This is a genomic window from Pseudoxanthomonas sp. SGT-18 (assembly GCF_003931645.1).
GTDB lineage: Bacteria > Pseudomonadota > Gammaproteobacteria > Xanthomonadales > Xanthomonadaceae > Pseudoxanthomonas.
Genome location: NZ_RRYJ01000010.1, coordinates 42,125 through 66,952 on the forward strand (window position 1 = coordinate 42,125; position 24,828 = coordinate 66,952).

At 69.2% G+C, this 24,828-nt stretch carries 24 protein-coding genes, 1 tRNA gene and 1 pseudogene; 7 read left to right on the forward strand and 19 right to left on the reverse strand.

Going from position 1 to position 24,828, the window contains the following annotated elements; translation table 11 throughout:
* Positions 1 to 48 precede the first annotated feature (48 nt).
* A complete protein-coding gene (locus EIM47_RS13235; RefSeq protein ID WP_019397327.1) occupies positions 49 to 915 on the forward strand; it encodes a glucose 1-dehydrogenase in 867 nt (288 codons plus the stop codon).
* Here the strand turns inward: EIM47_RS13235 and EIM47_RS13240 are convergent.
* From EIM47_RS13240 to EIM47_RS13255, 4 genes are all read right to left on the reverse strand, one after another.
* A complete protein-coding gene (locus EIM47_RS13240) occupies positions 864 to 1,292 on the reverse strand; it encodes a hypothetical protein (protein WP_125077164.1) in 429 nt (142 codons plus the stop codon). The two genes, EIM47_RS13235 and EIM47_RS13240, sit on opposite strands and share 52 nt — an antisense overlap.
* Positions 1,289 to 2,173: an SDR family oxidoreductase gene (locus tag EIM47_RS13245; protein WP_125077165.1), complete on the reverse strand. Its 885-nt coding sequence runs from the start codon at positions 2,171 to 2,173 to the stop codon at positions 1,289 to 1,291. The genes EIM47_RS13240 and EIM47_RS13245 overlap by 4 nt, the downstream gene beginning before the upstream one ends.
* Before the next feature lie 102 nt (positions 2,174 to 2,275).
* On the reverse strand, positions 2,276 to 2,749 hold the full coding sequence (locus tag EIM47_RS13250) for a DUF2269 domain-containing protein (RefSeq protein WP_026010230.1): 474 nt from the start codon (positions 2,747 to 2,749) through the stop codon (positions 2,276 to 2,278).
* Positions 2,730 to 3,965: an SDR family oxidoreductase gene (locus EIM47_RS13255; RefSeq protein ID WP_039730754.1), complete on the reverse strand. Its 1,236-nt coding sequence runs from the start codon at positions 3,963 to 3,965 to the stop codon at positions 2,730 to 2,732. Before EIM47_RS13255 ends, EIM47_RS13250 begins: the two co-directional genes overlap by 20 nt.
* On the opposite strand from EIM47_RS13255, the gene EIM47_RS13260 reads away from it, so the two are divergent.
* Positions 3,921 to 4,547: a hypothetical protein gene (locus tag EIM47_RS13260; RefSeq protein WP_164514614.1), complete on the forward strand. Its 627-nt coding sequence runs from the start codon at positions 3,921 to 3,923 to the stop codon at positions 4,545 to 4,547. The two genes, EIM47_RS13255 and EIM47_RS13260, sit on opposite strands and share 45 nt — an antisense overlap.
* Here the strand turns inward: EIM47_RS13260 and EIM47_RS13265 are convergent.
* From EIM47_RS13265 to EIM47_RS13280, 4 genes are all read right to left on the reverse strand, one after another.
* On the reverse strand, positions 4,455 to 4,961 hold the full coding sequence (locus tag EIM47_RS13265) for a hypothetical protein (RefSeq protein WP_028915227.1): 507 nt from the start codon (positions 4,959 to 4,961) through the stop codon (positions 4,455 to 4,457). The two genes, EIM47_RS13260 and EIM47_RS13265, sit on opposite strands and share 93 nt — an antisense overlap.
* A complete protein-coding gene (locus tag EIM47_RS13270) occupies positions 4,961 to 6,487 on the reverse strand; it encodes an FAD-dependent oxidoreductase (protein WP_125077167.1) in 1,527 nt (508 codons plus the stop codon). The genes EIM47_RS13265 and EIM47_RS13270 overlap by 1 nt, the downstream gene beginning before the upstream one ends.
* An 87-nt stretch (positions 6,488 to 6,574) precedes the next feature.
* Positions 6,575 to 7,873: a sigma 54-interacting transcriptional regulator gene (locus EIM47_RS13275; RefSeq protein WP_125077168.1), complete on the reverse strand. Its 1,299-nt coding sequence runs from the start codon at positions 7,871 to 7,873 to the stop codon at positions 6,575 to 6,577.
* Positions 7,874 to 8,016: 143 nt separating this feature from the next.
* Positions 8,017 to 8,319, reverse strand: coding sequence for a hypothetical protein (locus EIM47_RS13280; RefSeq protein WP_019397318.1), 303 nt, complete (start codon positions 8,317 to 8,319; stop codon positions 8,017 to 8,019).
* A 353-nt stretch (positions 8,320 to 8,672) separates the two neighbouring features.
* Here EIM47_RS13280 and EIM47_RS13285 point away from each other — a divergent pair, with 353 nt between their 5' ends.
* Positions 8,673 to 8,852 carry a hypothetical protein gene (locus EIM47_RS13285; RefSeq protein WP_028915230.1) on the forward strand — a complete coding sequence of 60 codons (180 nt, stop codon included), beginning with the start codon at positions 8,673 to 8,675 and terminating at the stop codon, positions 8,850 to 8,852.
* Positions 8,839 to 9,411: an isochorismatase family cysteine hydrolase gene (locus EIM47_RS13290; protein WP_343202898.1), complete on the forward strand. Its 573-nt coding sequence runs from the start codon at positions 8,839 to 8,841 to the stop codon at positions 9,409 to 9,411. The genes EIM47_RS13285 and EIM47_RS13290 overlap by 14 nt, the downstream gene beginning before the upstream one ends.
* A 51-nt stretch (positions 9,412 to 9,462) precedes the next feature.
* Here the strand turns inward: EIM47_RS13290 and EIM47_RS13295 are convergent, their stop codons facing one another.
* Together EIM47_RS13295 and EIM47_RS13300 are read right to left on the reverse strand one after the other, a co-directional pair.
* Positions 9,463 to 10,359 carry a manganese catalase family protein gene (locus EIM47_RS13295; protein WP_125077170.1) on the reverse strand — a complete coding sequence of 299 codons (897 nt, stop codon included), beginning with the start codon at positions 10,357 to 10,359 and terminating at the stop codon, positions 9,463 to 9,465.
* Between the two features lie 47 nt (positions 10,360 to 10,406).
* A pseudogene (locus EIM47_RS13300) lies at positions 10,407 to 10,917 on the reverse strand (ferritin-like domain-containing protein).
* Positions 10,918 to 11,145: 228 nt separating this feature from the next.
* On the opposite strand from EIM47_RS13300, the gene EIM47_RS13305 reads away from it, so the two are divergent.
* The 3 genes from EIM47_RS13305 (at position 11,146) to EIM47_RS13315 (ending at position 13,636) form a co-directional block, all read left to right on the forward strand.
* Positions 11,146 to 12,516, forward strand: coding sequence for an HWE histidine kinase domain-containing protein (locus EIM47_RS13305; RefSeq protein ID WP_125077171.1), 1,371 nt, complete (start codon positions 11,146 to 11,148; stop codon positions 12,514 to 12,516).
* Positions 12,513 to 12,896 carry a response regulator gene (locus EIM47_RS13310; protein WP_019397312.1) on the forward strand — a complete coding sequence of 128 codons (384 nt, stop codon included), beginning with the start codon at positions 12,513 to 12,515 and terminating at the stop codon, positions 12,894 to 12,896. The genes EIM47_RS13305 and EIM47_RS13310 overlap by 4 nt, the downstream gene beginning before the upstream one ends.
* Before the next feature lie 86 nt (positions 12,897 to 12,982).
* Positions 12,983 to 13,636: a hypothetical protein gene (locus EIM47_RS13315; protein ID WP_125077172.1), complete on the forward strand. Its 654-nt coding sequence runs from the start codon at positions 12,983 to 12,985 to the stop codon at positions 13,634 to 13,636.
* A gap of 685 nt (positions 13,637 to 14,321) precedes the next feature.
* Here EIM47_RS13315 and EIM47_RS13320 read toward each other — a convergent pair.
* The 9 genes from EIM47_RS13320 to EIM47_RS13360 all read right to left on the reverse strand — a co-directional run bounded on the left by EIM47_RS13320 (position 14,322) and on the right by EIM47_RS13360 (position 24,820).
* Entirely contained in the window at positions 14,322 to 17,528 is a 3,207-nt protein-coding gene (locus EIM47_RS13320) for a type I restriction endonuclease subunit R (protein ID WP_125077173.1), read from the reverse strand.
* A gap of 4 nt (positions 17,529 to 17,532) precedes the next feature.
* A complete protein-coding gene (gene rhuM / locus EIM47_RS13325) occupies positions 17,533 to 18,534 on the reverse strand; it encodes a RhuM family protein (protein WP_125077174.1) in 1,002 nt (333 codons plus the stop codon).
* Positions 18,531 to 18,863 carry a type I restriction endonuclease gene (locus EIM47_RS13330; RefSeq protein WP_125077175.1) on the reverse strand — a complete coding sequence of 111 codons (333 nt, stop codon included), beginning with the start codon at positions 18,861 to 18,863 and terminating at the stop codon, positions 18,531 to 18,533. The genes rhuM and EIM47_RS13330 overlap by 4 nt, the downstream gene beginning before the upstream one ends.
* A gap of 111 nt (positions 18,864 to 18,974) precedes the next feature.
* Positions 18,975 to 19,460, reverse strand: coding sequence for a hypothetical protein (locus tag EIM47_RS13335; protein WP_240626241.1), 486 nt, complete (start codon positions 19,458 to 19,460; stop codon positions 18,975 to 18,977).
* Between the two features lie 23 nt (positions 19,461 to 19,483).
* Positions 19,484 to 20,185: a DUF3800 domain-containing protein gene (locus EIM47_RS13340; protein WP_125077177.1), complete on the reverse strand. Its 702-nt coding sequence runs from the start codon at positions 20,183 to 20,185 to the stop codon at positions 19,484 to 19,486.
* The gene (locus tag EIM47_RS13345; RefSeq protein WP_125077178.1) at positions 20,185 to 21,534 is read right to left on the reverse strand and encodes a restriction endonuclease subunit S; all 1,350 of its coding nucleotides are present in this window, start codon (positions 21,532 to 21,534) and stop codon (positions 20,185 to 20,187) included. Before EIM47_RS13345 ends, EIM47_RS13340 begins: the two co-directional genes overlap by 1 nt.
* Before the next feature lie 71 nt (positions 21,535 to 21,605).
* The gene (locus EIM47_RS13350) at positions 21,606 to 22,769 is read right to left on the reverse strand and encodes a Fic family protein (protein WP_125077209.1); all 1,164 of its coding nucleotides are present in this window, start codon (positions 22,767 to 22,769) and stop codon (positions 21,606 to 21,608) included.
* A gap of 82 nt (positions 22,770 to 22,851) precedes the next feature.
* Positions 22,852 to 24,414, reverse strand: a complete 1,563-nt coding sequence (locus tag EIM47_RS13355; protein WP_125077179.1) for a class I SAM-dependent DNA methyltransferase — start codon at positions 24,412 to 24,414, stop codon at positions 22,852 to 22,854.
* Positions 24,415 to 24,744: 330 nt separating this feature from the next.
* Positions 24,745 to 24,820 (reverse strand) — tRNA-Ile (locus EIM47_RS13360).
* Positions 24,821 to 24,828: the final 8 nt, after the last annotated feature.

A 24,828-nucleotide genomic window follows, 5' to 3' on the forward strand; every position in this document is an offset into this window, starting at 1 on the left:
CCGGCCTGCACACACACTGGCGGTTCCCCCCGACCACGGAGCACCGCCATGGCCCTGCCCGATTACCCGAAGCCGCCGTTCAAGCGCCAGCAGCAGTCCTTCCCCGGCAAGACCTCGCGCATGGAGCCGCGCCCGGACCATGGCGAGGACAGCTACGTCGGCAGCGGCCAGCTGGAAGGCAAGCGCGCCCTGGTCACCGGCGGCGACAGCGGCATCGGCGCCGCGGTGGCGATCGCCTACGCGCGCGAGGGCGCGGACGTGGCCATCGCCTTCCTCCCCGGCGAGCGCGACGATGCGCAGCACGTGCAGGAGCAGATCGTGGCCGCGGGCCGCCGCGCCCTGCTGGTGGAATGCGACATCAGCGACGCGCACCAGGCGGCCGACCTCATCGAACGGGTCCGCAAGGAATTCGGCGGCCTGGACGTACTGGTCAACAACGCCGCCTACCAGCGCTACTTCGAGAGCTTCGACGAGATCACCCTGGACGAGTGGCGCCGCACCTTCGAAACCAACGTGCACGCGGTGTTCAACCTGGTGCGGCTGAGCCTGCCGATGCTGGAGGGCGGCGGCTGCGTGATCAACACCGCCTCGGTCAACTCGAAGAAGCCCAAGCCCAACATCCTGCCCTACGCCGCCACCAAGGGCGCGGTGGCCAACCTCACCGTCGGCCTGGCCGGCCTGCTGGCCGACCGCGGCGTGCGCGTGAATGCGGTGCTGCCTGGCCCGATCTGGACGCCTTTCATCCCCGCCGGCATGTCGGAGGAGGAGGTCGAGACCTTCGGTGACCAGACGCCGTTCGGGCGGCCGGGGCAGCCGGCGGAACTGGCCTCGGCCTACGTGATGCTGGCCAGCGACAAGGCCAGCTACACCTCCGGCGCGTTGCTGACCATCTCCGGCGGCGCGGTGGTGGTGTAGGCGCCCCAGGCTCCCCGCAGCGCGGCAGGCTGCGGGGCGCGGGCGGAAGGTGGTGGTGCGTGCAGCGCGCCGCCGCTGCCGCGGAACAGGCGCGGCCCGTGGCGCGAACTGCGCTGGCACGGTGGCATGCGTTCCGGCGCGTGCCCTTCCAGCGCGCGCCAGCCGACCACCGCCCAGTGGCCTCCGCCGGCCGGCAGTTCCGGTGACCACCAGCAGCGGCCATCGAAGGTGCCGGCAAACCAGCGGGCGTAACCGTCCTCGCCGCGTGCGCGGATCGCCAGCGGCGCGCGCAGCGGCGGGACCACGTCCACGCTGCGGCAGCAAGGGCAGTCGCCGCCGGCGGACGCGGCGAGGCCGGGCGGCATTTGCGCGCTCATGCCGCGCCCCCGTGGATGCGGCCGCCATGGCCGGGGTGGTCCAGGGTACCGCACGGATCGCGCGGCGGCGCGTCCAGCTGCTGGCGGTCGGCCTGGCGCGCGGCCATGCGGTCGGCCAGCGCCGGTGCCAGGCGGCTGGCCAGCGAGTTGAACTTCGACATCGCGCCGACCTGGGTCGCGCGGCCGCCATGGCTGGCCGCGTGCAGGATGGCCGCGGCCACCCGCGACGGATCGATCAGCGGCGTCGGCAGCTTGGGCTCGCGGTCCATGTAGTTGCGCGCGTGCTGGGGGAACGGGGTATCGGTGGCGGTCGGCTGCACCAGCACGATCGAGACCGGGCTGTCGCCCACGTGCTCCTCCTCCACCCGCAGCGCATCGGTAAAGCCCTTCACCGCGTGCTTGGACGCCGAATACATGCCCTGCAGCGCCACCACCGCGTCCGACACCTCGCTGCCCAGGTTCACCAGCACGCCGCCGCTGGCGCGCAGGAACGGCAGCGCGGCCAGCGAGCCGTTGACCACGCCCCAGAAGTTCACGTCGAACAGGCGGCGGCTGTCGGCCTCGCCGACTTCCTCCAGCCGCCCGTAGATCGAGACCCCGGCATTGTTCACCCAGGTGTCGATGCCGCCGAAGCGCTGGTGCGCCAGCCGCGCCACCGCGTCCACGTCCGCGCGCCTGGACACGTCGCACTGCGCCGCCAGCGCCTGGCCGCCGGCGGCGACGATGGTGGCGACGGCCTCCTCCAGCACGTCCAGGCTGCGCGCCGCCAGGACCACGCGCGCGCCCTGTTCGGCCGCCGCCAGGGCGGTGCAAAGGCCGATGCCGCTGGAGGCACCGGTGACGACGATGACCTGCTGGTCCAGTGGCTTGTGCTGGGCCATGGGAGACTCCCGGTAACGGCGGGGCGGCCATTGGGCCCTGCGCGCCGGCCAGCCGGCGTGAAGCGGGGGCGCCGGAGCGTGCAGACCTTGCACGGCTGCGGTTCAGCCGAATGGCACCCGCCGCGCCACCATCATGTAGAAGATCGCCAGGAACGAGACCAGCGCCGGGAAACCGAGCGCGGTCCAGGCGCCAAGCACGCGGGCGTACTGCAGCGGCAGCTCGCGCCCCTGCGCGGCGGCGGCCACGGCGATGTCGCGCAGGCGCATCTGCAGCCACACCACCGGCAGCCAGCAGGCCGCGGCAACCACGTACAGCACGATCGACCAGTACAGCCACGGCGTGGACAGCGGGATGTGCAGTCCGCGGGCCAGGTACAGCCCGGTGAGCGGCTGCACCACGATGGTGGTGGCGGTGAACAGCCAGTCGGCCACCACTACCAGCCGCGCCACCGGCGCGATCACCGCCGGATCGCGGGTGCGGCTGATGAACAGCAGGTAGAACGCCGTGCCCACGCCCGTGCCGAACAGGAACGTGGAGGAGAGCACGTGCAGGTACTTAACGGTCACCAGGTCCATGCGCTCGGTCCAGCAGGATCAGGGCCAGGATCGCGCCGGCGATCGGGACGTTCTTCAGCAGCGGGCCGAACGGATGCAGCCAGAACTCCGGCAGCCACAGGCTGATCAGCACGGTGTATCCGGCCATCAGCGCCAGCTGGGCGTAGTACACCGGGCGCCGCCGCGGCAGCAGGAGCATGGCGATGCCCAGCAGCGCGTCGAGCAGCGCACCGCTCCACAGGGCCGCTTCGGCCACCCCGCCGTGCAGCCCGACCCGCGCCAGCAGCGCGTGGCTGGCCTCGCGCGGGTAGCCCCATAGCGAGACCCAGGCCGTGCCCAGCCACATCGCCGCCAGCGACACGCGCAGGGCAAGCACGGCGCGGCGGAGGCGCAGGCCGGCGCGCAGGCGCGCGGCCTCCGGGGCGGCGATGAAGACCGACGGATCGCGCGGCGGGCGGCCCAGCACGGCGGTGATGCCGTCCGGGTCGCCGGTATTGCCGGCTTCCAGCATGCGCAGCGCATCGGCCCCGACCAGGCCGCCACTCAGGCGCGCAGCCAGCGGCAGCAGCGGCCGCAGCGGCGCCATCGGCAGGCTTGCCACCCGGGGCGCGCGGCCCAGTGCCGCGCCCAGCTCGCGCAGGTAGTCGCGCAGCGGCAGCGGACGCGGGCCGACCGCCTCCAGCGTATCCGGCGGCTCCGCGCAGGTCGCCAGCCGCGCCAGCGCCTCGGCCAGGTCGTCCAGGTGCAGCGGCTGCACCGGCTGGCGTCCGCCGCCCGGCAGCAGCAGCAGCGGCCAGGTCGCCAGCCCCAGGAAGAAGCGGCTGCTGGCGCCCTGCGGCGAGAACACCAGCGAGGGACGCACGATCACCACCGGCGCCGGCAGCTGCCGCAACAGGACCTCGGCGCGCCCCTTGGAGTCGAAGTACGCGGTGCTGCCGCCCAGCTCCGCGCCCAGCGCGGACACATGCAGCAGCCGCCCGATCCCGGCCTGGACCGCGGCGCCGAACAGCGCGGCCACCGCCTTCACGTGCACCGCATCGAAGCTCTGCTGTGCTTGCGCCTGGAAGATGCCCACCGCGTTGACCAGTACGTCGTGGCCGCGCAGGCGCCGCACCAGCTCCCCTTGCGGCGGCAATGCATTGAAGTCCAGCGCCAGGTCCACCCCCTGCCCGCGTCCCGCGAGGACCACCTCATGACCCGCCTGCCGCAACCTGCGCGCGACCGCGCCGCCGATCATCCCGCGCCCCCCGGCCACGACGATCCGCAGGCGCCTGGATGGCGTGCCGTCCTGCTGCGTGCGCTCGGGTCCGGGGCGGTGGCGAGCATCATCTCCACTCTGGTGGTCTCCGCCCGCAGCCGGTGGCGCAGCGGATCGGTGCCCGCCGGCACCAATGCCGCCAGCCAGTGGGTCTGGGACTGGCCGGCCCGGCATGCCAGTGGCTGGTCGGCGCGGCATACCCTGCTCGGCTACGCCATCCACCATGCCAGCTCGCTGCTGTGGGCCGGCGGCTATGAGGCCTGGGGCCACAGGCGTCCGGCCGATCCGCCGTTGCTGCGCGCCGCCGGGATCGCCGCCCTCGCCTACGTGGTCGACTACCACGTGGTGCCGCGGCGGCTCAGCCCGGGCTTCGAGAACCGCATCGGCGCGTCCGGCGTGGCGGCCGCGTACGCGGGCTTCGCCCTGGGCCTGGCGCTGTGCGACCTGGTGAAAGCGCGCCGGCACGGCTCAGCCCCCGCGCGCGCGCAGCGCCGCGCGGAACTCGTGCAGCCACGGCAGCACGCACAGCGCCAGCGGCGGCAACAGCAGCGCCAGCCATAGCGGCGCCGGCGCCGGCTCGGGGCGCAAGGCCCAGCCCGCGGCGCGGTCCGCGCCGCCCTGCACCAGCACGATCGCGCCCAGGGCGATCCACGGCGCCATGTCCAGCACGCTGTGCAGGTGCTGCTCCAGTGGTGTGATCGTGCGCCGGCCGAACGCGGTCCGCGTGTCCACGTAACCGGCCACCGCATGCGCCACCACCAGGGCGGCAAGCACGGCGAGCAGGCCCGGGCCGGGCGCGAACGCGAGCCAGGCCAGCACGCCACCACCCAGCAGGCCCAGCTGCAGCGCATGCATGGACGACTCGCGCAGGCCGGAGGTGTGCGGCAGGTCGGTGCGGCGATGCTGGGCGAAGTCGAGGAAGCCGGCGGCCAGCCAGGCCAGGTATCCGGCATAGGCCCAGCCGCCGGCGGACATCAGTCCTCGTCCTCCAGTGCGTACGGTGCCAGCGGCGCGTTGGCCGGGCCGTTGAGCACCACGCCGGTGCGCGCCTCGAAGCGCGAACCGTGGCAGGGGCAGTCCCAGGACTTCTCCTCGCCGCTCCAGCGCACCACGCAGCCCATGTGCGTGCAGCGCGCGCTGTACGCATGCACCGAACCATCGCCGGCGCGGTACACCGCCACCCGGTGCAGGCCGCGGCGCAGCACCGCGCCGGTGCCGGGGGCGATGTCGGCCACCTCCGCCACCTGCGCGGGCCGCACCCAGTCGCGGTACTGCAGCACGGCGTTGGCGTTCTCGCGCAGCCATTCGCCGCCGGCGCGCAGCGGCTGGCGGCCGGGCTCGTAGAGTTCGCGCCAGGGATTGTCGCGGCCCTGCACCAGGTCGGCGACCAGCAGCCCGCCCAGGGTGCCATGCGTCATGCCGTTGCCCGAATCGCCGGTGATCAGCCACACGTTGTCGTGGTGCGGGTCGGCGCCGATGAAGGCCAGGCCGTCGGCCGGCTCCAGCACCTGGCCGGACCAGGCGGCATGGAAGGATTCAACCTGCGGGAAGCGCTCGCGGGTCCATTCCTGCAATCGCGCATAGGCCTGCGGATCGTCGTCCTGGCCGGTCTTGTGGTCCTCGCCGCCGACCAGCAGCTCCATCCATTCCGGATCGGCGGTCTCGCGCAGGCGCACGTAGTGGTAGGGATCGGCATCGTCCCAGATGAGCGCGTCGGGCACCGTGCCGGCGGGCACGCGCCCGGCGACCACGTAGGTGCGGTACGGCGCCTGCTTGGGGAAGGTGGCGGTGGTGCCGTGGAACGGCACGTTGGCGGCGACCACCACGGCGCGTGCGCGCAGCACGCTGTCGTCGTCCAGCTGCAGCACCGGCTCGTCGCCGCCGGCCACGCGCTGCACGTGCGCGCGCAGGAAGCGGCCGCCGGCATCGCGTACCTCGCGCGCCAGGGCCAGCAGGTAGCCGCCGGCGTCGATCCGCGCCTGGCCGGCGAAACGGATCGCCGGGCCGAACCGCGCCGGAAGTTCCTCGCCCGCCTCGCACCAGCGCACCTCCAGCCCGGACTCGCGCGCGGCCTGCATCTCCCGGCGCAGGCCCTCCGGCTCGCCCGCGTGCGAATACAGGTAGCCGGGCACGCGATGGAAGCCGCAGTCGGGCGCACCGTTGGCCAGGTCCTCGATCCAGTCGATCGCCGCCGCGTGGCTGGCCGCGGCCAGGCGCGCGCCGTCCTTGCCGTGGTGGCGCTGCAGCAGGGTGAAGCGGTCGTCCAGCGCGGAGGCCAGGTGCGCGGTGGTGCGCAGGGTCTCGCCCGCGCCCACGCCTCCGCGGTCGACCACCAGCACCTGCCTGCCCTCGCGCAGCAGGCAGGCGGCAGTGGTCAGCCCGGCGATGCCGGCGCCCACCACCACCACGTCCTGCACGGCGTCCGCTGCCTGCGCCTCGAACCAGGCGGCGGTGGCGTCGCCGATGGGCGCCCAGACCGGGATGGTGCGTGCGGTGGACATGCGGGGCTCCTGTGCGGCGGGGGCCTCCGCACCATCCGGCAGCCGGCGTGAACCCGCCGTCGTGCGCCGTCGGCGGGCAACCGGCCCTCACTCCACGGGGCGGCCGCGTTCCTCGCCGCGGCGGGCCAGGTAGTTGTAGATCGTGCGCACGCTGATCCCCAGCGCGCGGGCGGCGGCGGCCTTGTCGTTGCCGTAATGGGCCAGGGTTGCGTCCACCGCGCGACGTTCCAGGTCGGCCAGGCTGGTGCCGACGCTGAAGCCGATGCGCGCGCCCTCGCCGTCCGCGGGCGCCGGCACGCTGCCCTGCGGCTCCACGTGCAACAGCGGCGAGCGCTGCAGCAGGTAGGCCGCATGCACGGCGGCGCGCAGTTCGCGCACGTTGCCGGGCCAGGCATGCCGCAGCAGGGCATGGTCGGCACCGGGGGCCAGGCGCTTGTCCTGGCCATGGCCCTCGTTGAGCCGCTGGATGAACATGTCCGCGAGCACGACCACGTCCTGGCCACGCTCGCGCAGCGGCGGCACCCGCAGCGACAGCGCGCCGATGGCGTGGTACAGGTCCGCGCGCAGCAGGCCCTCGGCCACGCTGCGCGCGGGGTCGCCGGCGACGCAGAACAGCAGGCGCGGGGCCGGGGCATCGACGGTGGCCACCTGGCGCCCCTCGACCACCGCAAGCAGGCGTGCCTGCACATGCGGCGGCAGGCGCTCGGCGGCGTTTACCAGCAAGCTGCCACCGGCGGCGCGTGCGAACGCGCAGGCATGGGAGTCGGTGTCCGTTTCGCCAAACAGCGCCGCCTCCATGCGCGCGGCGGGCAAGGCACCGCAGTCCACCGCCACGAAGGCGCCTTCGCGGCCGCTGGCTGCATGGATGGCACGGGCCACGGCCGCACGCCCGCTGCCCGGCTCGCCGCACAGCAACAGCGGCGCGTCGCCTGCCGCAACGCGCAGCACCAGGTCCGCAAGCCGGCGCATGGCGGGCGAGCCGCCGGCCAGCTCGATGGCGTCGGCAGCCCCGCCCAGGCCCGGCCAGCTGCGCCGCGCGATGCGGCGCAGGACCGCCTGCAGCTGTTCCGGGCGGAATGGTTTGACCAGGTACTCCACCACCGGCGAGGCAATCGCGCGCACCGCGGTGTCGACGCTGGGACGGCCGGTCGCGACCACGATCTGGCCATGGCGCGCCAGGTCCAGGCCATCGAGCAGGTCCATGCCGTTGCCATCCGGCAGGGTCAGGTCCAGCAGGATCAGGTCGGTGGCGTGGTCGCGCACGAAGGCACGTGCTTCGGCCAGGGTGCCGGCCAGCTGCACGCCGCAGCCTTCGTCGGCCGCCAGCCTGCCCGCGGCGCGCGCGAAGCCGGCGTCGTCGTCGACGATCAGGACGGTGGGGGTCATGTGCGGCCTCGGGGGAATGAGTGCAGCGCCGACCCCGCCCGGTTAAGCGGGGGTAGGCGCGATCGCACGGCGGCGTCAAAGCGTGACGCGTGCAACCCGCCTGCCTGCCCCGCCGGGCGTGCGCCGGGCGGGGGGCGGGGCCGTCACTCGGTCGGCTGGGTGGGAGGCGGCGGATTGGTCGCCGGGTCGGTCGCCGGATCGGTGGTCGTCGGCACGCAGTTGGGATCGTTCTCCGCGCACGGCGTCGCCGGAGCATTGGGATCGGCGGGCGGCGGCATCGACGGATCGGTCATGGTCGGATCCGGCGTGGTGGTGTCGGCCGGGACGGTGGTGTCGGCGGGCGCCACCGTACCGGTGCTGGCCGGATCCACGGCGGGTTGTTCCTCGCGGCGGTCGCAGGCCGCGCAGGCCAGGACCAGTACAGCGCAAAGCAGGGGGATTCGCATGGCAGTCCTCCACGGATGCCGCACGTGCGGCCAGTGCATGAAACCCCGCCCGGGCTTTGGCCGGTGTGAACGCGCCCGCCGCGGTCCTGCAGCGCGTTTAACACAAACCTTAATCCGCTTTACGTGCCATGCACGGAGCGGGTCCGACAGTGCGCGTCCCGGCATCCATTGCCACATCGCGTCCCGAACATGCCCCGACCCCACCCCCCCGCGCGCAGCAGCGCGCTCGACCCGGCGCGGCTGCGCCGCCATCTTCCGGAACTGCTGCAGCAGTTCGTTCCCGACCCTTCGCCGCAACCGGCGCGTCCCGGCGCCCGCATGCCCGCGCCGGCGCGGCCTCCGGAGCGCCGCCGATGAACCGCGACCAGGACCAGCCGTCGCCGTCGCGGCAACCGGCCCGGCGCGGCGAACAGACCGGCAAGCACGACAGCCGCGACCGCAACGATCCGGAGGTGCAACCGGGCGCGCGCAAGGGCCGCGGGGAGCCGCCGCACGTGAACCCGGAGCCGCCGCGTGGACGTGGCCAGGGATAGGCGGCGCAGGACCCCCGCCCTGCTGCTGGTGGACATGATCAACCTGTTCGACTTCCCGGACGGGGCAGCCATGGCCACCGCCGCACGCCGCATCACCCCGGCGCTGGTGCGCCTGCGCGCGCGCTTCGACCGCGCCGGCGCGCCGGTGATCCACGTCAACGACAACTTCGCGCAGTGGCGTGGCGAGTTCCGCGACCTGGTCGCGTCCTGCGTGGAAGCCGGCGGCATCCCCGCGGAGATCGCCACCCGCCTGGCGCCGCAACCGCAGCACTACCACGTGCTCAAGCCCAAGCATTCGGCCTTCGCCAGCAGCGCGCTGCCGGTGCTGCTGGCCAAGCTGGGCGTGCGGCGCCTGGTGATCACCGGCATCGCCGCAGATTCCTGCGTGCTGGCCACCGCGCAGGACGCGAACATGGCCGAATACGGGACCTGGGTGCCCAGCGACTGCGTGGCCTCGCGCCAGCCGCAGCGCAAGCGCGAGGCGCTGTCGCTGCTTTCGCGTTCGCTCAACGCGCGCACCGTGGCCAGCAACCGCGTGCACGGGCTGTTCCCGCAATAGCACCCACCCGCTAAGGAAACGGCCGCGCGCGCGGCCGTTTCCCGTTCCCGGTTACTTTTCCACCGGCGTGGTGGTGCCCGCGCCCGGGCCTGCACCGAGGTCGGCGCCGGTGACCGGATCCACGTCCGGCCGCGACGCGGTGCGCTCCACCAGCGCCTTCATCGCGGCCTTCTGGCTGGCCGACAGCTTGACCGTGGCCTCGCCGTCGCCGCCGTCGACCGCGGCCTGCTGCCCGCGGTCGGAAACCACCTCCCACTGCGGACCGCTGTTCCACGGACCCTGGGCATCGCCAGGCCCCTGCGACATGTCGAAGTAGGCGTCGGTGAAGCGCGGATCGCCGGGCAGCTTGCCGGCCGGGAAGTTGTCCTGGATCGCGTACAGCGCCTTCTCGAACGACTTCTGGTGGGCGATCTCGCGGGTCATCAGGAAAGTCAGCGCGTCCTTGATCCCGGGATCGTCGGTGACGTTGATCAGCCGCTCGTACACGATCTTCGCGCGCGCCTCGGCGGCGATGTTCGAGCGCAGGTCGGCCATCGGCTCGCCGATCGTGTCCACGTACGCCGCCGTCCACGGCACGCCGCTGGAGTTCACCAGCGCCGGCCCGCCGCCGTACAGGATCTGCTGGGTATGGCTGGTGCTGTTCTGGGTGAGGCTGCGCATCTCCATCGCCTCCTCCATGCCCTCGGAGAGCACGGCCTTGGGACCGCTGTTGAGCATGGCGACGATCGAGCCGATGATCTCCAGGTGGCTCAGCTCCTCGGTGGCGATGTCGTAGAGCATGTCCTTGCGCCCGGGGTCGTTGTCGCCCAGGGCCTGGGTGAAGTAGCGCATGGCCGCGGCCAGCTCGCCCTGCGGGCCGCCGAACTGCTCGAGCATCAGCGTGGCCAGGTCCGGGTCGGGACGGGCGACGCGTACGGTGTACATCAGGCGCTTGTTGTGGATGAACATGGGGGAAACTCTCCGTGGGACCTGGCGGGGGGGGCTGGGTGGCGGCGTCAGCGCTTGGCGGTGACGCCTTCGGTGGTCTCGCGCGCGAGGAAGGCGAGGATCACCGACTCCTGGTGCTGCAGCAGCCAGTCGGCCATCGCTTCCTCTTCCTGCAGGATCTGCGCACACGGCGGCCACGTCCTCGCGGCCGGCCTCGCGCGCGGCGACCACCAGCGCGCGGTAGGACGCAATCTCCATGTGCTCGAACGCGTAGCTGATGCCCAGGCCCTTGGCGACCTCGTCGCTCATCATCGAGTTGCCCGCCGCGTGCATCGCCGCCATGGCGTCGGCGAGCATGCCGCGCGCCACCGGGATGCTGCCGTCCAGGCCACGGATGCAGGTCTCCAGGCGCTCGGACTGCTGCCGGGTCTCGGCGACGTGCGCCTCGATCCGGCCGCGCAGCTCGGGGTAGTGCTCCAGGCGGCCGGCCATGGCCTTGAGCATGGTCTCGGCTTCCTGTTCCATCGTGTAGGCATCCTGCAGCCACTTCAGCAGCCGCTCGGTGGTCGAACGCGTCATGTGTCTTTTCCCGTGATCGTGGCGGCAGGCGTGCCGCGGACGTCCGACCCTGCGCCCGTGCCGGTGCACGCCCCGTGTTACGTCCGTGCAGGGTTTGCACCGCCGGACGCCGGTACCGGCTCGGCGCAGCCTTCACATCCCTGACCGCCGGGCCCGCTATCTTGGACGCGGGACTTCACGCATCGATCACACCGGGGCCCGCGCACGATGCCGACGGAAAGTTCGATCATGGACACCACGCCCGCGCCGGCCGCCGGATGCGGGCCGGCCGAGGCCCTGCTGGAGTCCACTCCCGACCTGGCCTGCCTGTTCGACCGCCAGCACCGCTGCATCTACGCCAACCGCGCGCTGCTGGAGGCGCTGGGGCGCCCGCGCGCCGAAGTGATCGGCCGCTCGCTGCTGGAACTGGGCTACGCGCCCTGGGGTGCGGCCATGCACGGTTCGGAGATCGACCAGGTGTTCGCCACCGCGCGCCGCCTGCGCGGCGATGCCCGCTTCCACGGCCCGCGCGGCGAACGCATCCACGACTACATCCTGGCGCCGGTGCTGGCCGCCGACGGCAGCGTCCAGGCAGTGGCGGCCACCATCCGCGACGTCACCGAGCGCACCGCGCACGAAGACGTGGCCCGCCGCAACGAACGGCGCCTGCGCGCGATCGCCAGTGCCAGTTCCAGCGTCATCTACCGCCTGGACCCGGACTGGTCGCGGGTGCAGGTGCTGGTCGGGCCCGGGGTCGAGAACCCGCCGCCGCTGTCGCGGCTGGAACTGCAGGCGGAGCACCTGCATCCGGACGACCACGCCCGAGTGGCGCATGCGGTGGCGCGTGCGCGCGAGGAAACCACGGTATTCGAGGCCGAGTACCGCTGGCTGCGGGGCGGCGGCCGTTACCACTGGCTGGCCTCGCGCGTGGTGCCGGTGCGCGGCGACGACGGCAGGGTGCACGAATGGGTGGGTGCGACCACCGACGTGGAGGACCGCCGCCGGCAGGAGACGCACCAGCGCCTGCTGCTGGACGAACTCAACCACCGGGTCAAGAACACCCTGGCGGTGGTGCAGTCGATCGCGGTGCAGACCTTCGCCCGCACTGGCGCCGACCGCCAGGCGGTGGAACGCTTCCACGCCCGCCTGCTGGCGCTGGCCAAGGGCCACGAGCTGCTGACCGCCTCGCGCTGGAACGGCACCTGGCTGCGCGACGTGGTCGAGACCGCGATCGGCCCCGGCATGGGCCACGGCCTGGAGCGCTTCCTGATCGACGGCCCGCGGGTGTGGCTGGCGCCGCGGCCCTCGCTGGCGCTGTCGATGGCGCTGCACGAGCTGTGCACCAACGCGGTCAAGTACGGCGCGCTGTCGGCGCCCGGCGGCACGGTGGCGATCCGCTGGGAGGTGCACGAGGAGGGCGGCCACCCACGCCGGCTGCGGCTGGAGTGGCGCGAGAGCGGCGGCCCGGCGGTCGTCGAGCCGCAGCGGCGCGGCTTCGGCACGCGCCTGGTGGAACAGGGCCTGCGCCACGACCTCGACGGCGAGGTCGTGCTCGCGTTCGAAGCATCTGGCGTAAGCTGCCACATCGACGTGCCGCTGGTGGAGGCAAGCACAGCATGAGCGGGAACCCGCAACCGGTACGCGCGCTGGTGGTCGAGGACGAGTTCCTGTTGCTGGCGCTGCTGGAGGAACTGCTGCCCGACCTCGGCGTGGAGGTAACCGCGCGCGCACGCTCGGCCGAGGGCGCGGTGGCCGCGGCACGCACGCCCGAGCATTTCGACATCGCGCTGGTGGACGTGAACCTCGCCGGCGAGCAGTCCTACGACGCGGTGGACGCCCTGCTGGAGGCGCGCGTGCCGACGCTGTTCATCACCGGCTACGGCAGCGGCAGCCTGCCGCCGCGCTTTGCCACGCTGCCGGTGCTCAGCAAGCCGTTCGGGCGCGACGACCTGGCGCGGGCGCTGGCCGCGCTGTGCGGCGGGAGCCACGGCGCCGCCTGAGGCGCGGGTTCACGCCCCGCGAAGGCGCCGCGGCCGACCATGGCCGTTCCGCCGTACACGGCATGCACATCCGCCGAGGCGTATCCATGGCAGACGAACCCAGCAGCGGCGTCGCCGAGCTGAAGGCCGTGGTCCTGGACCTGCTGCACCCGGGAGCACGTCCGCCCCGCGACGCGCACGCCGCGCCCGAACAAGGACCCAGCCCCATGGCCGAGCACGCCAAGCACGACAGGCCGCAGCCTGCCGACACCGCCGATACCGCCATTTCCGGCAAGCCGGCCGCCTCCGGCAAGCCCTCCGGCCTGCCCGCGGCCTCCGACCGTGGCCGCCGGGATGCGGACGCGCCGGCCCGGCGCGAGGGCGGCAACCCCGGCCAGGTCGCCGGCCGTGCCGGTGGCCGCGATGACGCCTCGCTCAACGCCAGCGACGACCGTCCGGAGGAATACGGTACCGGCGCGGATTCCCGCCGTACCGGTCCGGACGCCGACCGCGGCGACTGGCCTCCGCGGGACTGGGACGGGACGGGCGACGGCGGACGCCAGCGCACGGCCGGCAAGGAGCAAGGCCCCGGCGGCTACGAGGACCGCTCGCAGGAACTGCACGACTACGGCCCCGGTCCCAAGGGCTCGACCGGCGAAGCCTGGCGTACCTACGAACACCACCGCGACGGCAACCCCGGCGCGGACGACCAGGGCGCTCCACGCAAGGACAAGCCGCAGGGCGGCGGCGGGAAGAAGTAGGGAAGGTTGCCGGCAGGCGGTGCTGGCGGGAATAAAGCCGGGTCACGACGAGCCTTCCGGGCGTCCATGCCGTCATCGGTGCGCTTGGCACCCGGGTGGCGGCATCCGGCGTGCGCGGCTGGGGAGGCCGCGCGGATCTCCATCCTCGGTCCTTCATGGACCGAGACCAGCTGGCCGCCGAAAGGGGATTTGGGCGGTGTGCAGGGGATTGGCGCCCGGGGGAATGTCCAGGGCGCCTGCACGCTGGCGCCGGGAATTATGTGAAAGAACGCCGGCGGGCGCTGTCAGGAAACTCCTGAAAATGTCAGGAAAAACCCGACACGCGCCGCGGGATCCAGTGTTCCATGCGGCGTTACGCGGCTCCGGCGGCACGCAGGCGCGCAGGGCGTCGTCGGTCCGATGATGCCAGCGGCGTGGCATTGCGCAATGCACCATGCGCCAAACCGCGACCGCGGTGGCGAATTGTGGCTGCCGCCCGCCGTCGGCGGCGGGTGTGGGCCCAACAGGATTCGAGCCAGGGAACAAGGGATTATGAGTCCGTCGCCACCACCTCATATCCAGGAAAATTAATCACTTACAAGCGCATGCGAGCCAACAAAAGCACGCTACGTCAGTAACTTGGCGCTGCAGAGAGGAGCGAGGGCTGGACCGCTTGCGCACCTCATCCCTACCCCCTGTCGGCCGTTCAGGCTGTTGCCCCGTGACGCGACAATGACCAGGTCGACGACAATGCCTCGGCCTGCCGCAACACCGTCTGCACGGCAGCATCCTGGAGGTCGGGCGGATAGCCGTACTTGCGCAGGATGCGCTTGACCAGCACCCGCATGCGGGCGCGGGCCGATTCCCGGTGCGCCCAGTCCACCGTCACGTTCTCGCGCAGGCTCACCAGCAGCTCGTGGGCAATCACCATGAGCTGATCATTTCCCATTACTTCAACCGCACTGTTGTTCTCGGCCAACGCCATGTAGAAGGCGTATTCCTCGTCCGACAGGCCGGACTCCTCGCCGCGCTGGTGGGCCGCGCGGATGTCCTTGGCCAGCTGGATGAGCTCCTGCAGTACCTCGGCCGTGTTGATGGCGTTGGCGTGGTAGCGGGCCACCGCATCCTCCAGTCGCTCCGAAAACGCCTTCGTCTGCACCACGTTGGCCTTGCTGCGCGAGCGGATGCCGTCGTTGATGAGCTTGCGCAGGGCCTCCAGCGCCAGGTTCTTCTTCTCCATCTGCTGCACCTCGGCCAGGAACTCGTCCGAGAGGATGGAGATGTCCGGGCTCCTGAGCCCGGCGGCCTTCAGGATGTCCACGATCTCGGTGGAGACCACGGCGCGGCTGACGATCTGCTGGATGGCCAGCTCGCGCTCCTGCCGGGTCGGGCCCGGTCCGGTGCCGCTCTTGACCAGTGCGGCACGGATGGCCTGGAAGAAGCCGACCTCCTCGCGGATCGCGCGTGCCTCGTCCGAGGCGGCGGCCAGGGCATAGGCCCTGGACAGGGCCAGCACGGCGTCCTGGTAGCGGCGATGAGCTTTTTTCTTGCCCTCGTCCGTAGTCTCCTGCGCCGCCAGCCGCTGCTGCATGTCCAGCACCCATTCGATGGCCTCCGCCATCACTGCCAGCCGCTCCTGCGGTGTTCCACTCAACGCCGTGGCGTAGTCGAAGCCATGGAACATGCCGCGCACGACCTCGTACTTCTCCAGCATCACCGCGATGGCCTCGGCCTCGTCGATGCCGGTGTTCTCGCGGTCCTTGGGCGAGTACTGCGCCAGCGCCGACTTCAGGTTCTGCGCGATGCCGATGTAGTCCACCACCAGGCCGGCGGGCTTGTCGCGGAACACGCGGTTGACGCGCGCGATGGCCTGCATCAGGCCGTGGCCGCGCATCGGCTTGTCCACGTACATGGTGTGCATGCAGGGCGCGTCGAAGCCGGTCAGCCACATGTCGCGCACGATCACCAGCTTCAGGGGATCGTCCGGATCGCGGGCACGCCTGGCCAGCAGGTCGCGCCGGGCCTTGTTGCCGATGTGCGGCTGCCACTCGGGCGGGTCGCTGGCCGCCCCCGTCATCACGATCTTGACCACCCCGGCGTTGTCGTCCGGGCTGTGCCAGTCCGGGCGCAGTTTGACGATCTCGTCGTAGAGGGCCACGCAGATGCGGCGGCTCATGCACACCACCATGGCCTTGCCGTCCAGCGCGGCCACGCGGCTTTCGAAGTGCTGCACGATGTCGGCGGCCACCTGCCGCAGGCGCTTTTCCGCGCCCACCAGCGCCTCGATGGTGGCCCACTTCTGCTTGGCGCGTTCGCGGGCGGTCTCTTCCTCGTCCTCCAGGATCTCCTCCACTTCGGCGTCGATCCTGGGCTTCTCGTCCTCGTCCAGCTCGATGCGCGCCAGGCGGGACTCGTAATAGATCGGCACCGTGGCGCCGTCCTCCACCGCCCGGCTGATGTCGTAGATGTCGATGTAGTGGCCGAACACCGCCGGGGTGTTGACGTCATCGGCCTCGATGGGCGTGCCGGTGAAGCCGATGAAGGAGGCGTTCGGCAGGGCATCGCGCATGTACTTGGCGAAGCCGTAGGAGACTTCGCCGGTCTTCACGTCCACCCGGGCCCTGAAGCCGTACTGGCTGCGGTGCGCCTCGTCGGCAATGACCACCACGTTGCGTCGGGTGGTCAGCGGCGCCGTGACTTCGCCGAACTTCTGCAGGGTGGTGAAGATCACGCCGCCCGATGCGCGGTTCAGCAGCGCCTGCAGGTGCTCGCGGCTCTCGGCCTGCACCGGCGTCTGCCGGATCAGGTCACGGCACATGGAGAAGGTGGCGAAGAGCTGGTCGTCCAGGTCGTTGCGATCGGTCAGCACCACCAGGGTCGGGTTCTCCATCGCCGGGTGCCTGACCAGCTGCCCCGCGTAAAGGGCCATCAGCAGGCTCTTGCCGGAGCCCTGCGTGTGCCAGATCACCCCCGCGCGCCGGTCGCCCGGGCGCTGGGACTTCACGCTGGGCAGACCGTATTCCGCGGGATCTTCGTCCACTTCCTGGACCTGCATGGCCGCGCGCACCGTGGACTCCACGGCCTTCTTCACCGCGTGGAACTGGTGGTAGCCGGCAATGATCTTCACCAGTCCGGAACCCGTTTCGCCAAAGACCGTGAAATCCCGCAGCAGTTCGAGCAGGCGGCGGTGCTCGAACACGCCTTCGACCAGGACCGGCAGTTCCGGGGCCCCCTTGGGCGCGACCTCCCTGCCGTCCGTGGTGCGCCACGGCATGAACCGCTCCAGGTCGGCGGACAGCGACCCCACCCGGGCGGAGATGCCATCCGACATGACCAGCAGCGCGTTGGTGTGGAACAGCTGCGATATCTGCTGCTTGTAGGTCTGCAGCTGGTTGAAGGCACCGGCCAGCGTGGCGTTCCCGCTGCCCGGCGCCTTGAGCTCGATCACCGCCAGCGGCAGGCCGTTGACGAACACCACCACGTCGGGCCGGCGGGTGTTCCGGCCGTTGATCACCGTGAACTGGCGCACCGCCAGCCAGTCGTTGTTCTCCGGGTCCTCGAAGTCGATCAGCGCCACCTTGCCGGCGGTCAACGTGCCGTCATCCGCGTAGTATTCGACATCCACGCCCTCCGTCAGCAGCCTGTGCAGGCGGCGGTTCTCTTCGAGCAGGGCGGGCAGTTCGGACTGCGTGACCCTGCCGATCGCGTCCTGCCGCGCCTCCGGCGGCACCCCGGGGTTCAGGCGGGCAACGGCATCCTCGAACCGCCTGCGCAGCACCACCTCATTGTGGCTCTCGCGCTCCGGCCGGTGGCCGTCTGGGCCGATGTCTTCCTCGCGTTCGATGCTGTAACCGAGCGCGCGCAGCTGATCCAGCAACGCGCTCTCGATCTCCGCCTCAGACAGAAATGCCATGCGTCTATCCCTCTTCCCTGCCGCCCGGCAGGGCGAGCATGTTCTCGATCAGGCGGATCATCACGTCCTTGTTCTTGGCGTCGGACTCCGCCACCAGCAGCGCCAGCGCCGCCAGGCCCACGTCGTTGATCACCGGTTCGCCGTTGCGCAGCAGGCGCCCGTTGCGTGCCAGAAAGTCCACGAACAGGAAGGCTCCGCTGCGCTTGTTGCCGTCCGCGAACGGATGGTTCTTGATGACGAAATACAGCAGGTGCGCGGCCTTGGTCTCCACCGTGGGATAGGCCGGCTCGCCGAACACGGTCTGGTCAAGGTTACCCAGCAGAGCCGCGAAGGCATCGCCGCGCTCGCGCCCGAAGAGCTCGGAAGCCTCGCCGCGCGCCATCAGATCAGCCTTCAGCCGCGCAATGGCGGCACGGGCCTCGTCCAGTGTCGGCAGCACGCCGCCCGGACTGCCCGCCGGTGCGGTCAGCAGCCCCTCGTCATAGCGTTGCAGCCACAGGAAGGTCTGGGTGTAGTGCGCGATCACGTCCACCAGCCCGCGGCCCTGATCGGCGGTCAGCGCCTCGCCCGCAGCCGCCTTTCTCACCAGCTGCAGCGCGGCTTCCAGCTCGGCGGCGTTGCGCTCGAAGCGCTGGCGGTTCAGGGTGAAGCCTCGGGTCAGGTGCTCGCGCAGTACGGTGGTTGCCCACTGGCGAAAGCGCGTGGCTTTCACGGAACTGACCCGATACCCCACGGAAATGATGGCGTCGAGGTTGTAATGCTTGAGCCGGCGTCGTACCTGCCGCGCGCCCTCCTGGCGAACTACCGAGAAATCCTCGGTAGTTGCCGCCTCCTGAAGCTCCCGCTCCTTGTAAATGTTCTTGAGGTGCAGGCTGATGTTGTCACTGGAAGTGCCGAACAGCTCGGCCATCTGCGCCTGCGTCAGCCACACGGTCTCTCCCTCCAGCCGCACCTGGACCGGACCGTTTTCAGCTTCGAAGATGACGAGTTGCCCAGCTTCGTTCATAAGTCACGTTCCTTGAGGAAGGCTTGGGCACCGGAGATACGCAGCGTGCCGGAAATCAGGCCGTGCGGATCATGCGCATCGAGCCGCGAGGCCCGCACGGCCTGTACGACCCTGCGGATCGCGTCCTGCCGCGCCTCCGGCGGCACGCCGGGGTTCAGGCGTTCGACGGCGTCCTCGAACCGCCTGCGCAGCACCACCTCGTCATGGCTCTCGCGCTCCGGCCGGTGGCCGTCGGGGCCGATGTCCTCCTCGCGTTCGATCCTGTATCCGAGCCCGTGCAGCTGGTCCAGGAGCGCTTGCTCCAACGCAGCTTCAGATAGGAAACCCACAATCCCCCTCCCGATTGACCTACCCCCCGGACGGGGTTAAACTCTGTGCCAGCTCATCTACCACGTGTAGAAGGAGTATCCGAAGCCCTTGCACAGCAATGTGCCGGGGCTTCAGTCGTTCTGGGCTGCGAGCCATGCATCCCGCTCCTTTCTGAACTTCCTGATCGTGTGCGCCCGCAGGCAGTAAGCCGTCTTCAGCAGATAGAACCTCGGCCCCTGCGCGGTCTGGCGCTTGGCCAGCACCACGGCGAAGTCGTGCTGTTCCGCCCAGATGACGACGTGGGTTTCTCCCCAACGCTCGTTCTCCCACCATGAAAAACCGGGTGTGCCTGCATCCGCATTCTGGATGCACCACGCCACCCAGCGCACCCTCTCGCAACGGCGCAGATCCGGAATGCGGTCGTCCTCATTGCGGTTGCGCTGGTCTGGTGCTTCGGAAATCAGGTGCCAGAAACCGTATCCCTTGCGCTTGGTCTTCGGCATGTACCGCACCTTGACCGGGTTGCCGCAGAACGTCAGGCCGGCGTGTGCCACGGTCTCCAGGTAGATGGCGTAGATCGCGTCCTCATACGCCTGCCAGTCGGCAAAGTCGCTCAAGGGAATCAAGGGAGGGGGCAACATCAAGACTGCGCCCTCCAGACAAGCAGGTTGAATTTTTCCGCCCGCCACAGGGAGTTTTGCTCCAGACTCAGCCCACTGCGATGCCGGATATGCGCCACCAGCGCCTGCTTGGCCGGGCTGCCATGCAGACCCCGGTGCACGTACGACAGCGCACCGATCAGCAAGTCCGCCAACTGCAGCAGCGGCACGTCGTGGGACTGCACCTGTTCGATCGACTCGATGATGCTGCGATCAAAGTCGTAATTGGCATTGCACAGGACTTCGTGCAGCTTCTCTACCTTGCGGCGCCCCCGCGTGTCCTTGATGTCTAGAAAGATCCGATAGTGCTTTTCCGGATCGATCAACCGGTTGAGCAGCGTGTACCACTGCTTGTAATAAAAATCATTGTGGCTTTGAGCAAAGCGCCCGTGATCCAGCAACTGCTTGTCCGGCACCACCAGGCCACGAAAACGCAGCAGAGGTTCGTCGAAGAACAAGTCCAATAACGCCTGATAGAACGGCAGCTTGCCCGGCGAAACCTTGACCCACTTGATCTCGAATCCGGGCGGCAAACCGTACTGAGCTTTCAGCGCCTTGACCTTTCGTGACAAGGACTTTTGCCGCTCCGCCGGGCACCACAAGGCCCCCAGCACCATGGCGTTCATGCCGTCGTTTTCCAGATGGCAGGACTCGTCGCAATAGATGTGGATGGTCTCGGTCATCAGCCACGTCCCTTGAGGAAGGCTTCGGCATCGGCGATGCGCAACTCGCCGGAGATCAGCTTGGGCAACAGGACGTCACGAAGAGTAGTAAGGCGTTCCGATTCCTCCTCAAAGGTATCGATTCGCGAAAGTGCGTTTGATGCTATGACGTCGAACTGATGAACAAGATCTCTTGGTGGCAATGCGAATCTGTACGTTGGGATCGCATCTTTCCCAAGGTGCAGCACCGTTGTCCCTGTGGTGTGTGAGTATGTATGCGCGACGAAAGCGTCGGATCGGCCAAGGTGATAGAGAAAAGATCGCGTTATACGATCAGACCGTGGTCGCACAATCATCGTATCCAGAGATGCAACCAGGGTTTGGTATTTGCGTGACTTGCGCACAATAGCAGCACGACCGACAAGTTCTGCCGCTTGTGTAACATCTGTGCAAGCAACCACAACTTCGCCAGGCTCAATGATCTGTTCTGGTTTGTGCTTTCCTGTAAACGGTTTTAGGCCGTCAGTGCGATAGCCACCCCCGCGAGCAAAAGATTTTAATGTTACGAGTGCGGTTGTGGATTCCGTCAACTCCTCACTTTTATATGAGCGCCCTTTTATTGTCTCAACAAAACCACCAAGCTCGGATACTTCCCACCCCTCCGGAATCTCCCCCAGCTCGGATTCGACGAGGCGGTCGGGGAAGAGGTCGTAGAGGTGGGCGGGGAGGCCGGGGAGGGATTGGCCGCGCTGCCAGCGGCCTTCCATCTTGGCGCGCACGGGTTCGAAGTCCACAAACCACGCCTTGAACAGGGCGCGGGCCATGGCTTCCAGCGTTTCGTTCTGCTTGCGGTTGAGCTCGATCTTGTCGTCCAGCGTGCCGAGGATGTGGGCGATGGCGCGTTGGACCTGGATGTCAGGAAGCGGAATCTGAAAAGACGGAAATTCCTTCAGGGCGATACGATCAACTGTAGCCCCATGAATGGTTCGACTTCGAATTAAATCCTGAAAATAAGGCGAAAGGTACGTGTAGAGAAAGAAGCGAGGATCAAGGCGCGTGCGATCAGTGCGTACCAGCCCCATTCTTCTGCCAAGACAGCATTCGAAATCTTCTGGAATCATTGCCGCCTCTCCCAAGCGAGTCTCGTAAGAAAATACGATGTCACCAGCTTGAGGCTTGACGCGCCGGGTCCACGTTTTGAAGTCCTCCAGCGTTACATGCCGAGTTTCCCTTAGATTTATGCGCCCATTTTGAAGAGCGCCTATTCCAAGGAATATTGGGCCTGCATCAATTGTTTTGGGAGTAGCATGCGGGCCATCAAATACCTTTGCTACTTCACCAATTGGAACCAAAGGCCACCTACCCGCCATACCCAAGCTCCCTCACGTTGGCCTCAATCGCCGCATCCAGCCGCGCCGCCTCCGCCCGCTGCCCGCGCCACCTATCCGCCATAGCCGTCCTCCCTCTGTTCATCAAACAGTCTCAAATACGGCTCGAACACGAACCGCCGGTTGCGCGCATAGCCGGTGATCTCGCGCAGCAGGCCGATGCCTTCCAGCCTGCTGACGATCTGGTTGGCGCCAGCGGGGGTGAGGTCCAGCCATTCGCGCACGGTGGCCACGTTGACGATGGGGTGGTCGAACAGGCGGTCCATCACACGCTGACCGTTGGCCGCAGCCCGGCCCAGCCCTTCCGTGATGCGGGCACGGAACTCTTCACGCATGCGCAGGATGGCGGCGGCGGTCCGGGCGGCTTCACGGCTGACGCTGACCACACCTTCCAGGAAGAAGCCCAGCCAGCCTTCCCAGTCCCCGGCGTCACGCACGGCCTGCAGGCGTTCGTAGTACTCGCTGCGGTGCTGCTTGAAGTAGTGCGAGAGGTAAAGCACCGGTTTGCTGAGCAGGCGCTTTTCCGTGAGCAGGAAGGTGATGAGCAGGCGCCCCACGCGGCCGTTGCCGTCGAGGAAGGGGTGGATGGTTTCGAACTGGGCATGTGCCAGCCCCACCTGGATCAGGGGCGGCAGGCCGGCGCCGTCGTGCAGGAACCTTTCCAGGTCGGACAGGGCGCCGGGCACCTCGTGCGGCGGGGGCGGAACGAAGGTGGCATCGGCCAGGGTGCAGCCGCCGGGGCCGATCCAGTTCTGGCTGGTGCGCAGCTCGCCCGGCGCGAGGCGTCCGCCGCGTACGCCCTGCATCAGTTCGGCGTGAATCTCGCGGATCAGGCGCACGGAGACGGGCAGGTCGGCCAGCCGGGCCAGGCCATGGTTCATGGCGCGCACGTAGTTGGCCACCTCGTTCACGTCCCTGGGGGTATCCGGGTCGAACAGTTGCGCCTCGGCGGCCAGCAGGTTCTGCAGGGAGCTTTGCGTGCCCTCGATTTGGCTGGAGAGCACGGCCTCCTTGCGGACGTACATGAACACGAACAGGTCGGGGTTGGGCAGCGTGAGCACGGCGCCGTCCAGCCGTCCCAAGGCGTAGTCGGCCTCCGACAGGCGCTCGCGCAGCGGGCCGGAGAGGTCCAGGGGCGGATCCGGCGGCAGGGGCGCAGGGACGAAGGCCCGGTAGCCGGCGGGCTGTTGCTGGTAGCGGCCGGCCCGGAAGCGCATGGGATGGGGTGTGTTCATCATGAACCGCGATGGGCTACTTGTTACACGTAGCGTTTATTATGAAACGGGTTCGTGGCTGAATTCAACGCGGCGTTGAAAAGCCCAGCGCCTCCAGATTGGCCTCGATTGCCGCATCCAGCCGCGCCGCTTCCGCCCGCTGCTCGCGCCACTGCGCCGCCAGCCGGTCCATCTTTTCCGCGAACGGCTCGCCGTCGTCTTCCTGCGCCGCCGCACCCACGTAGCGCCCGGGCGTGAGCACGTGGCCGTGCGTGCGGATGTCGTCCAGCGTGGCGGACTTGCAGAAGCCGGGCACGTCGGCGTATTCGCCCGCGTCCTTTTCGCCTCGCCAGGCGTGGTAGGTGTCGGCGATCTTTTTGATTTCCTCGTCGGTGAGCTCGCGCCGGGTGCGGTCCACCATCACGCCCATGTTGCGGGCGTCGATGAACAGCACCTGCCCGCGTCGGTCGCGCAGGCCCTTACCGGGGTTCTTGTTGCGGGCCAGGAACCACAAGCAGGCAGGGATCTGGGTGGAGTAGAACAGCTGGCCCGGCAGCGCCACCATGCAGTCCACCACGTCGGCTTCCAGCATGGCCTTGCGGATCTCGCCCTCGCCGCTCTGCTGTGAACTCATGGAGCCGTTGGCCAGTACCACGCCCGCCGTGCCGTTGGGGGCCAGGTGGTGGTGGATGTGCTGCAGCCACGCATAGTTGGCATTGCCCGCGGGCGGCACGCCGAACTGCCAGCGCACGTCCTCGCGCAGGCGCTCGCCACCCCAGTCGGAGATGTTGAACGGCGGGTTGGCGAGGATGAAGTCGGCCTTGAGGTCGCGCAGCTCGTCCTTGTGGAAGCTGCCTTCGTTGTTCCAGCGGATGTCGGCGTCGATGCCGCGCACCGCCAGGTTCATCTTGCACAGGCGCCAGGTGGTGTAGTTGCTCTCCTGCCCGTAGATGGCGATGTCGCCGATGCGGCCGCCGTGCTCCTGCACGAACTTGTCCGACTGCACGAACATGCCGCCGGAGCCGCAGCAGGGGTCATAGACGCGGCCGGTGTAGGGTTCCAGCATTTCCACCAGGACGCGCACCACCGAGCGCGGGGTGTAGAACTCGCCGCCACGCTTGCCTTCGGCGCCGGCAAACTGGCCGAGGAAGTATTCGTACACGCGGCCGAGGATGTCCTTCGATTTGTCGCCATCCTCGTTCAGCGCAATGCCGGAGATCAGGTCGATGAGCTCGCCCAGCATCACCTTGTTGAGCGCAGGCCGGGCGTAGTCCTTGGGCAGTACGCCCTTGAGGGATTCGTTCTCCTTCTCGATGGCGCGCATGGCGTCATCGATCAGGGTGCCGATGGTGGGCTTCTTCGCGTTGGCCTGCAGGTGCGACCAGCGCGCCTGCTTCGGCACCCAGAACACGTTTTCTGCCAGGTATTCGTCGCGGTCCTCGGCGGCGGCCGGGTCTTCGGTGAGCAGTGCCTGGTGCCTGGCCTCGAAGGCGTCGGAGATGTACTTGAGGAAGATGAGCCCCAGCGCAACGTGCTTGTAGTCGGAGGGCTCCATGTTGCCGCGCAGCTTGTCGGCGGTCTTGAAGAGGTCGGCCTCGAAACCCAGCGAGGCGCCGTTGCCGCTCTTGGCAGCGTTCTGGTTTGCCATCCTGCTTTTTTCCTTTGACGATGTCCCGGTCCACGCCATTGCACCCGGCCGAACCGGGCAGCAGCGCATGAGCCAGGCGCTCTCCACGACGTATATCGCCAGTGGGCCCGGAGGCCAAGACTGTCGACTCCACACACCGGCAGCCGGTTGCCCGCAATTGCCTCCCCAGGAACGCCCAGGTGACTCCCCTCACGGTCCTGGCGATGGCCCGTGGAGTGGCCCGAACGCGCTTGATGATCGTACTGCCGGGGCCGGGGGCTTGGACTTCCCAAGGGGAACCAAACTGGCCCAAGGGCCAGGTCGTCGCACTAGCGCGCCTTCGGGGGAATATGGTGGGCCCACCAGGATTCGAACCTGGAACCAAGGGATTATGAGTCCCCTGCTCTAACCGTTGAGCTATAGGCCCGCGGCGCG

What these genes read in the sequence shown, in the direction of transcription:
- EIM47_RS13235 (WP_019397327.1), top strand. Translation starts at nt 49, where the DNA reads ATGGCCCTGCCCGATTACCCGAAGCCGCCGTTCAAGCGCCAGCAGCAG.
- EIM47_RS13240 (WP_125077164.1), bottom strand. Translation starts at nt 1,292, where the DNA reads ATGAGCGCGCAAATGCCGCCCGGCCTCGCCGCGTCCGCCGGCGGCGAC.
- EIM47_RS13245 (WP_125077165.1), bottom strand. Translation starts at nt 2,173, where the DNA reads ATGGCCCAGCACAAGCCACTGGACCAGCAGGTCATCGTCGTCACCGGT.
- EIM47_RS13250 (WP_026010230.1), bottom strand. Translation starts at nt 2,749, where the DNA reads ATGGACCTGGTGACCGTTAAGTACCTGCACGTGCTCTCCTCCACGTTC.
- EIM47_RS13260 (WP_164514614.1), top strand. Translation starts at nt 3,921, where the DNA reads ATGACCCGCCTGCCGCAACCTGCGCGCGACCGCGCCGCCGATCATCCC.
- EIM47_RS13255 (WP_039730754.1), bottom strand. Translation starts at nt 3,965, where the DNA reads ATGATCGGCGGCGCGGTCGCGCGCAGGTTGCGGCAGGCGGGTCATGAG.
- EIM47_RS13265 (WP_028915227.1), bottom strand. Translation starts at nt 4,961, where the DNA reads ATGTCCGCCGGCGGCTGGGCCTATGCCGGATACCTGGCCTGGCTGGCC.
- EIM47_RS13270 (WP_125077167.1), bottom strand. Translation starts at nt 6,487, where the DNA reads ATGTCCACCGCACGCACCATCCCGGTCTGGGCGCCCATCGGCGACGCC.
- EIM47_RS13275 (WP_125077168.1), bottom strand. Translation starts at nt 7,873, where the DNA reads ATGACCCCCACCGTCCTGATCGTCGACGACGACGCCGGCTTCGCGCGC.
- EIM47_RS13280 (WP_019397318.1), bottom strand. Translation starts at nt 8,319, where the DNA reads ATGCGAATCCCCCTGCTTTGCGCTGTACTGGTCCTGGCCTGCGCGGCC.
- EIM47_RS13285 (WP_028915230.1), top strand. Translation starts at nt 8,673, where the DNA reads ATGAACCGCGACCAGGACCAGCCGTCGCCGTCGCGGCAACCGGCCCGG.
- EIM47_RS13295 (WP_125077170.1), bottom strand. Translation starts at nt 10,359, where the DNA reads ATGTTCATCCACAACAAGCGCCTGATGTACACCGTACGCGTCGCCCGT.
- EIM47_RS13305 (WP_125077171.1), top strand. Translation starts at nt 11,146, where the DNA reads ATGGACACCACGCCCGCGCCGGCCGCCGGATGCGGGCCGGCCGAGGCC.
- EIM47_RS13310 (WP_019397312.1), top strand. Translation starts at nt 12,513, where the DNA reads ATGAGCGGGAACCCGCAACCGGTACGCGCGCTGGTGGTCGAGGACGAG.
- EIM47_RS13315 (WP_125077172.1), top strand. Translation starts at nt 12,983, where the DNA reads ATGGCAGACGAACCCAGCAGCGGCGTCGCCGAGCTGAAGGCCGTGGTC.
- EIM47_RS13320 (WP_125077173.1), bottom strand. Translation starts at nt 17,528, where the DNA reads ATGGCATTTCTGTCTGAGGCGGAGATCGAGAGCGCGTTGCTGGATCAG.
- rhuM (WP_125077174.1), bottom strand. Translation starts at nt 18,534, where the DNA reads ATGAACGAAGCTGGGCAACTCGTCATCTTCGAAGCTGAAAACGGTCCG.
- EIM47_RS13340 (WP_125077177.1), bottom strand. Translation starts at nt 20,185, where the DNA reads ATGACCGAGACCATCCACATCTATTGCGACGAGTCCTGCCATCTGGAA.
- EIM47_RS13345 (WP_125077178.1), bottom strand. Translation starts at nt 21,534, where the DNA reads ATGGCGGGTAGGTGGCCTTTGGTTCCAATTGGTGAAGTAGCAAAGGTA.
- EIM47_RS13350 (WP_125077209.1), bottom strand. Translation starts at nt 22,769, where the DNA reads ATGCGCTTCCGGGCCGGCCGCTACCAGCAACAGCCCGCCGGCTACCGG.
- EIM47_RS13355 (WP_125077179.1), bottom strand. Translation starts at nt 24,414, where the DNA reads ATGGCAAACCAGAACGCTGCCAAGAGCGGCAACGGCGCCTCGCTGGGT.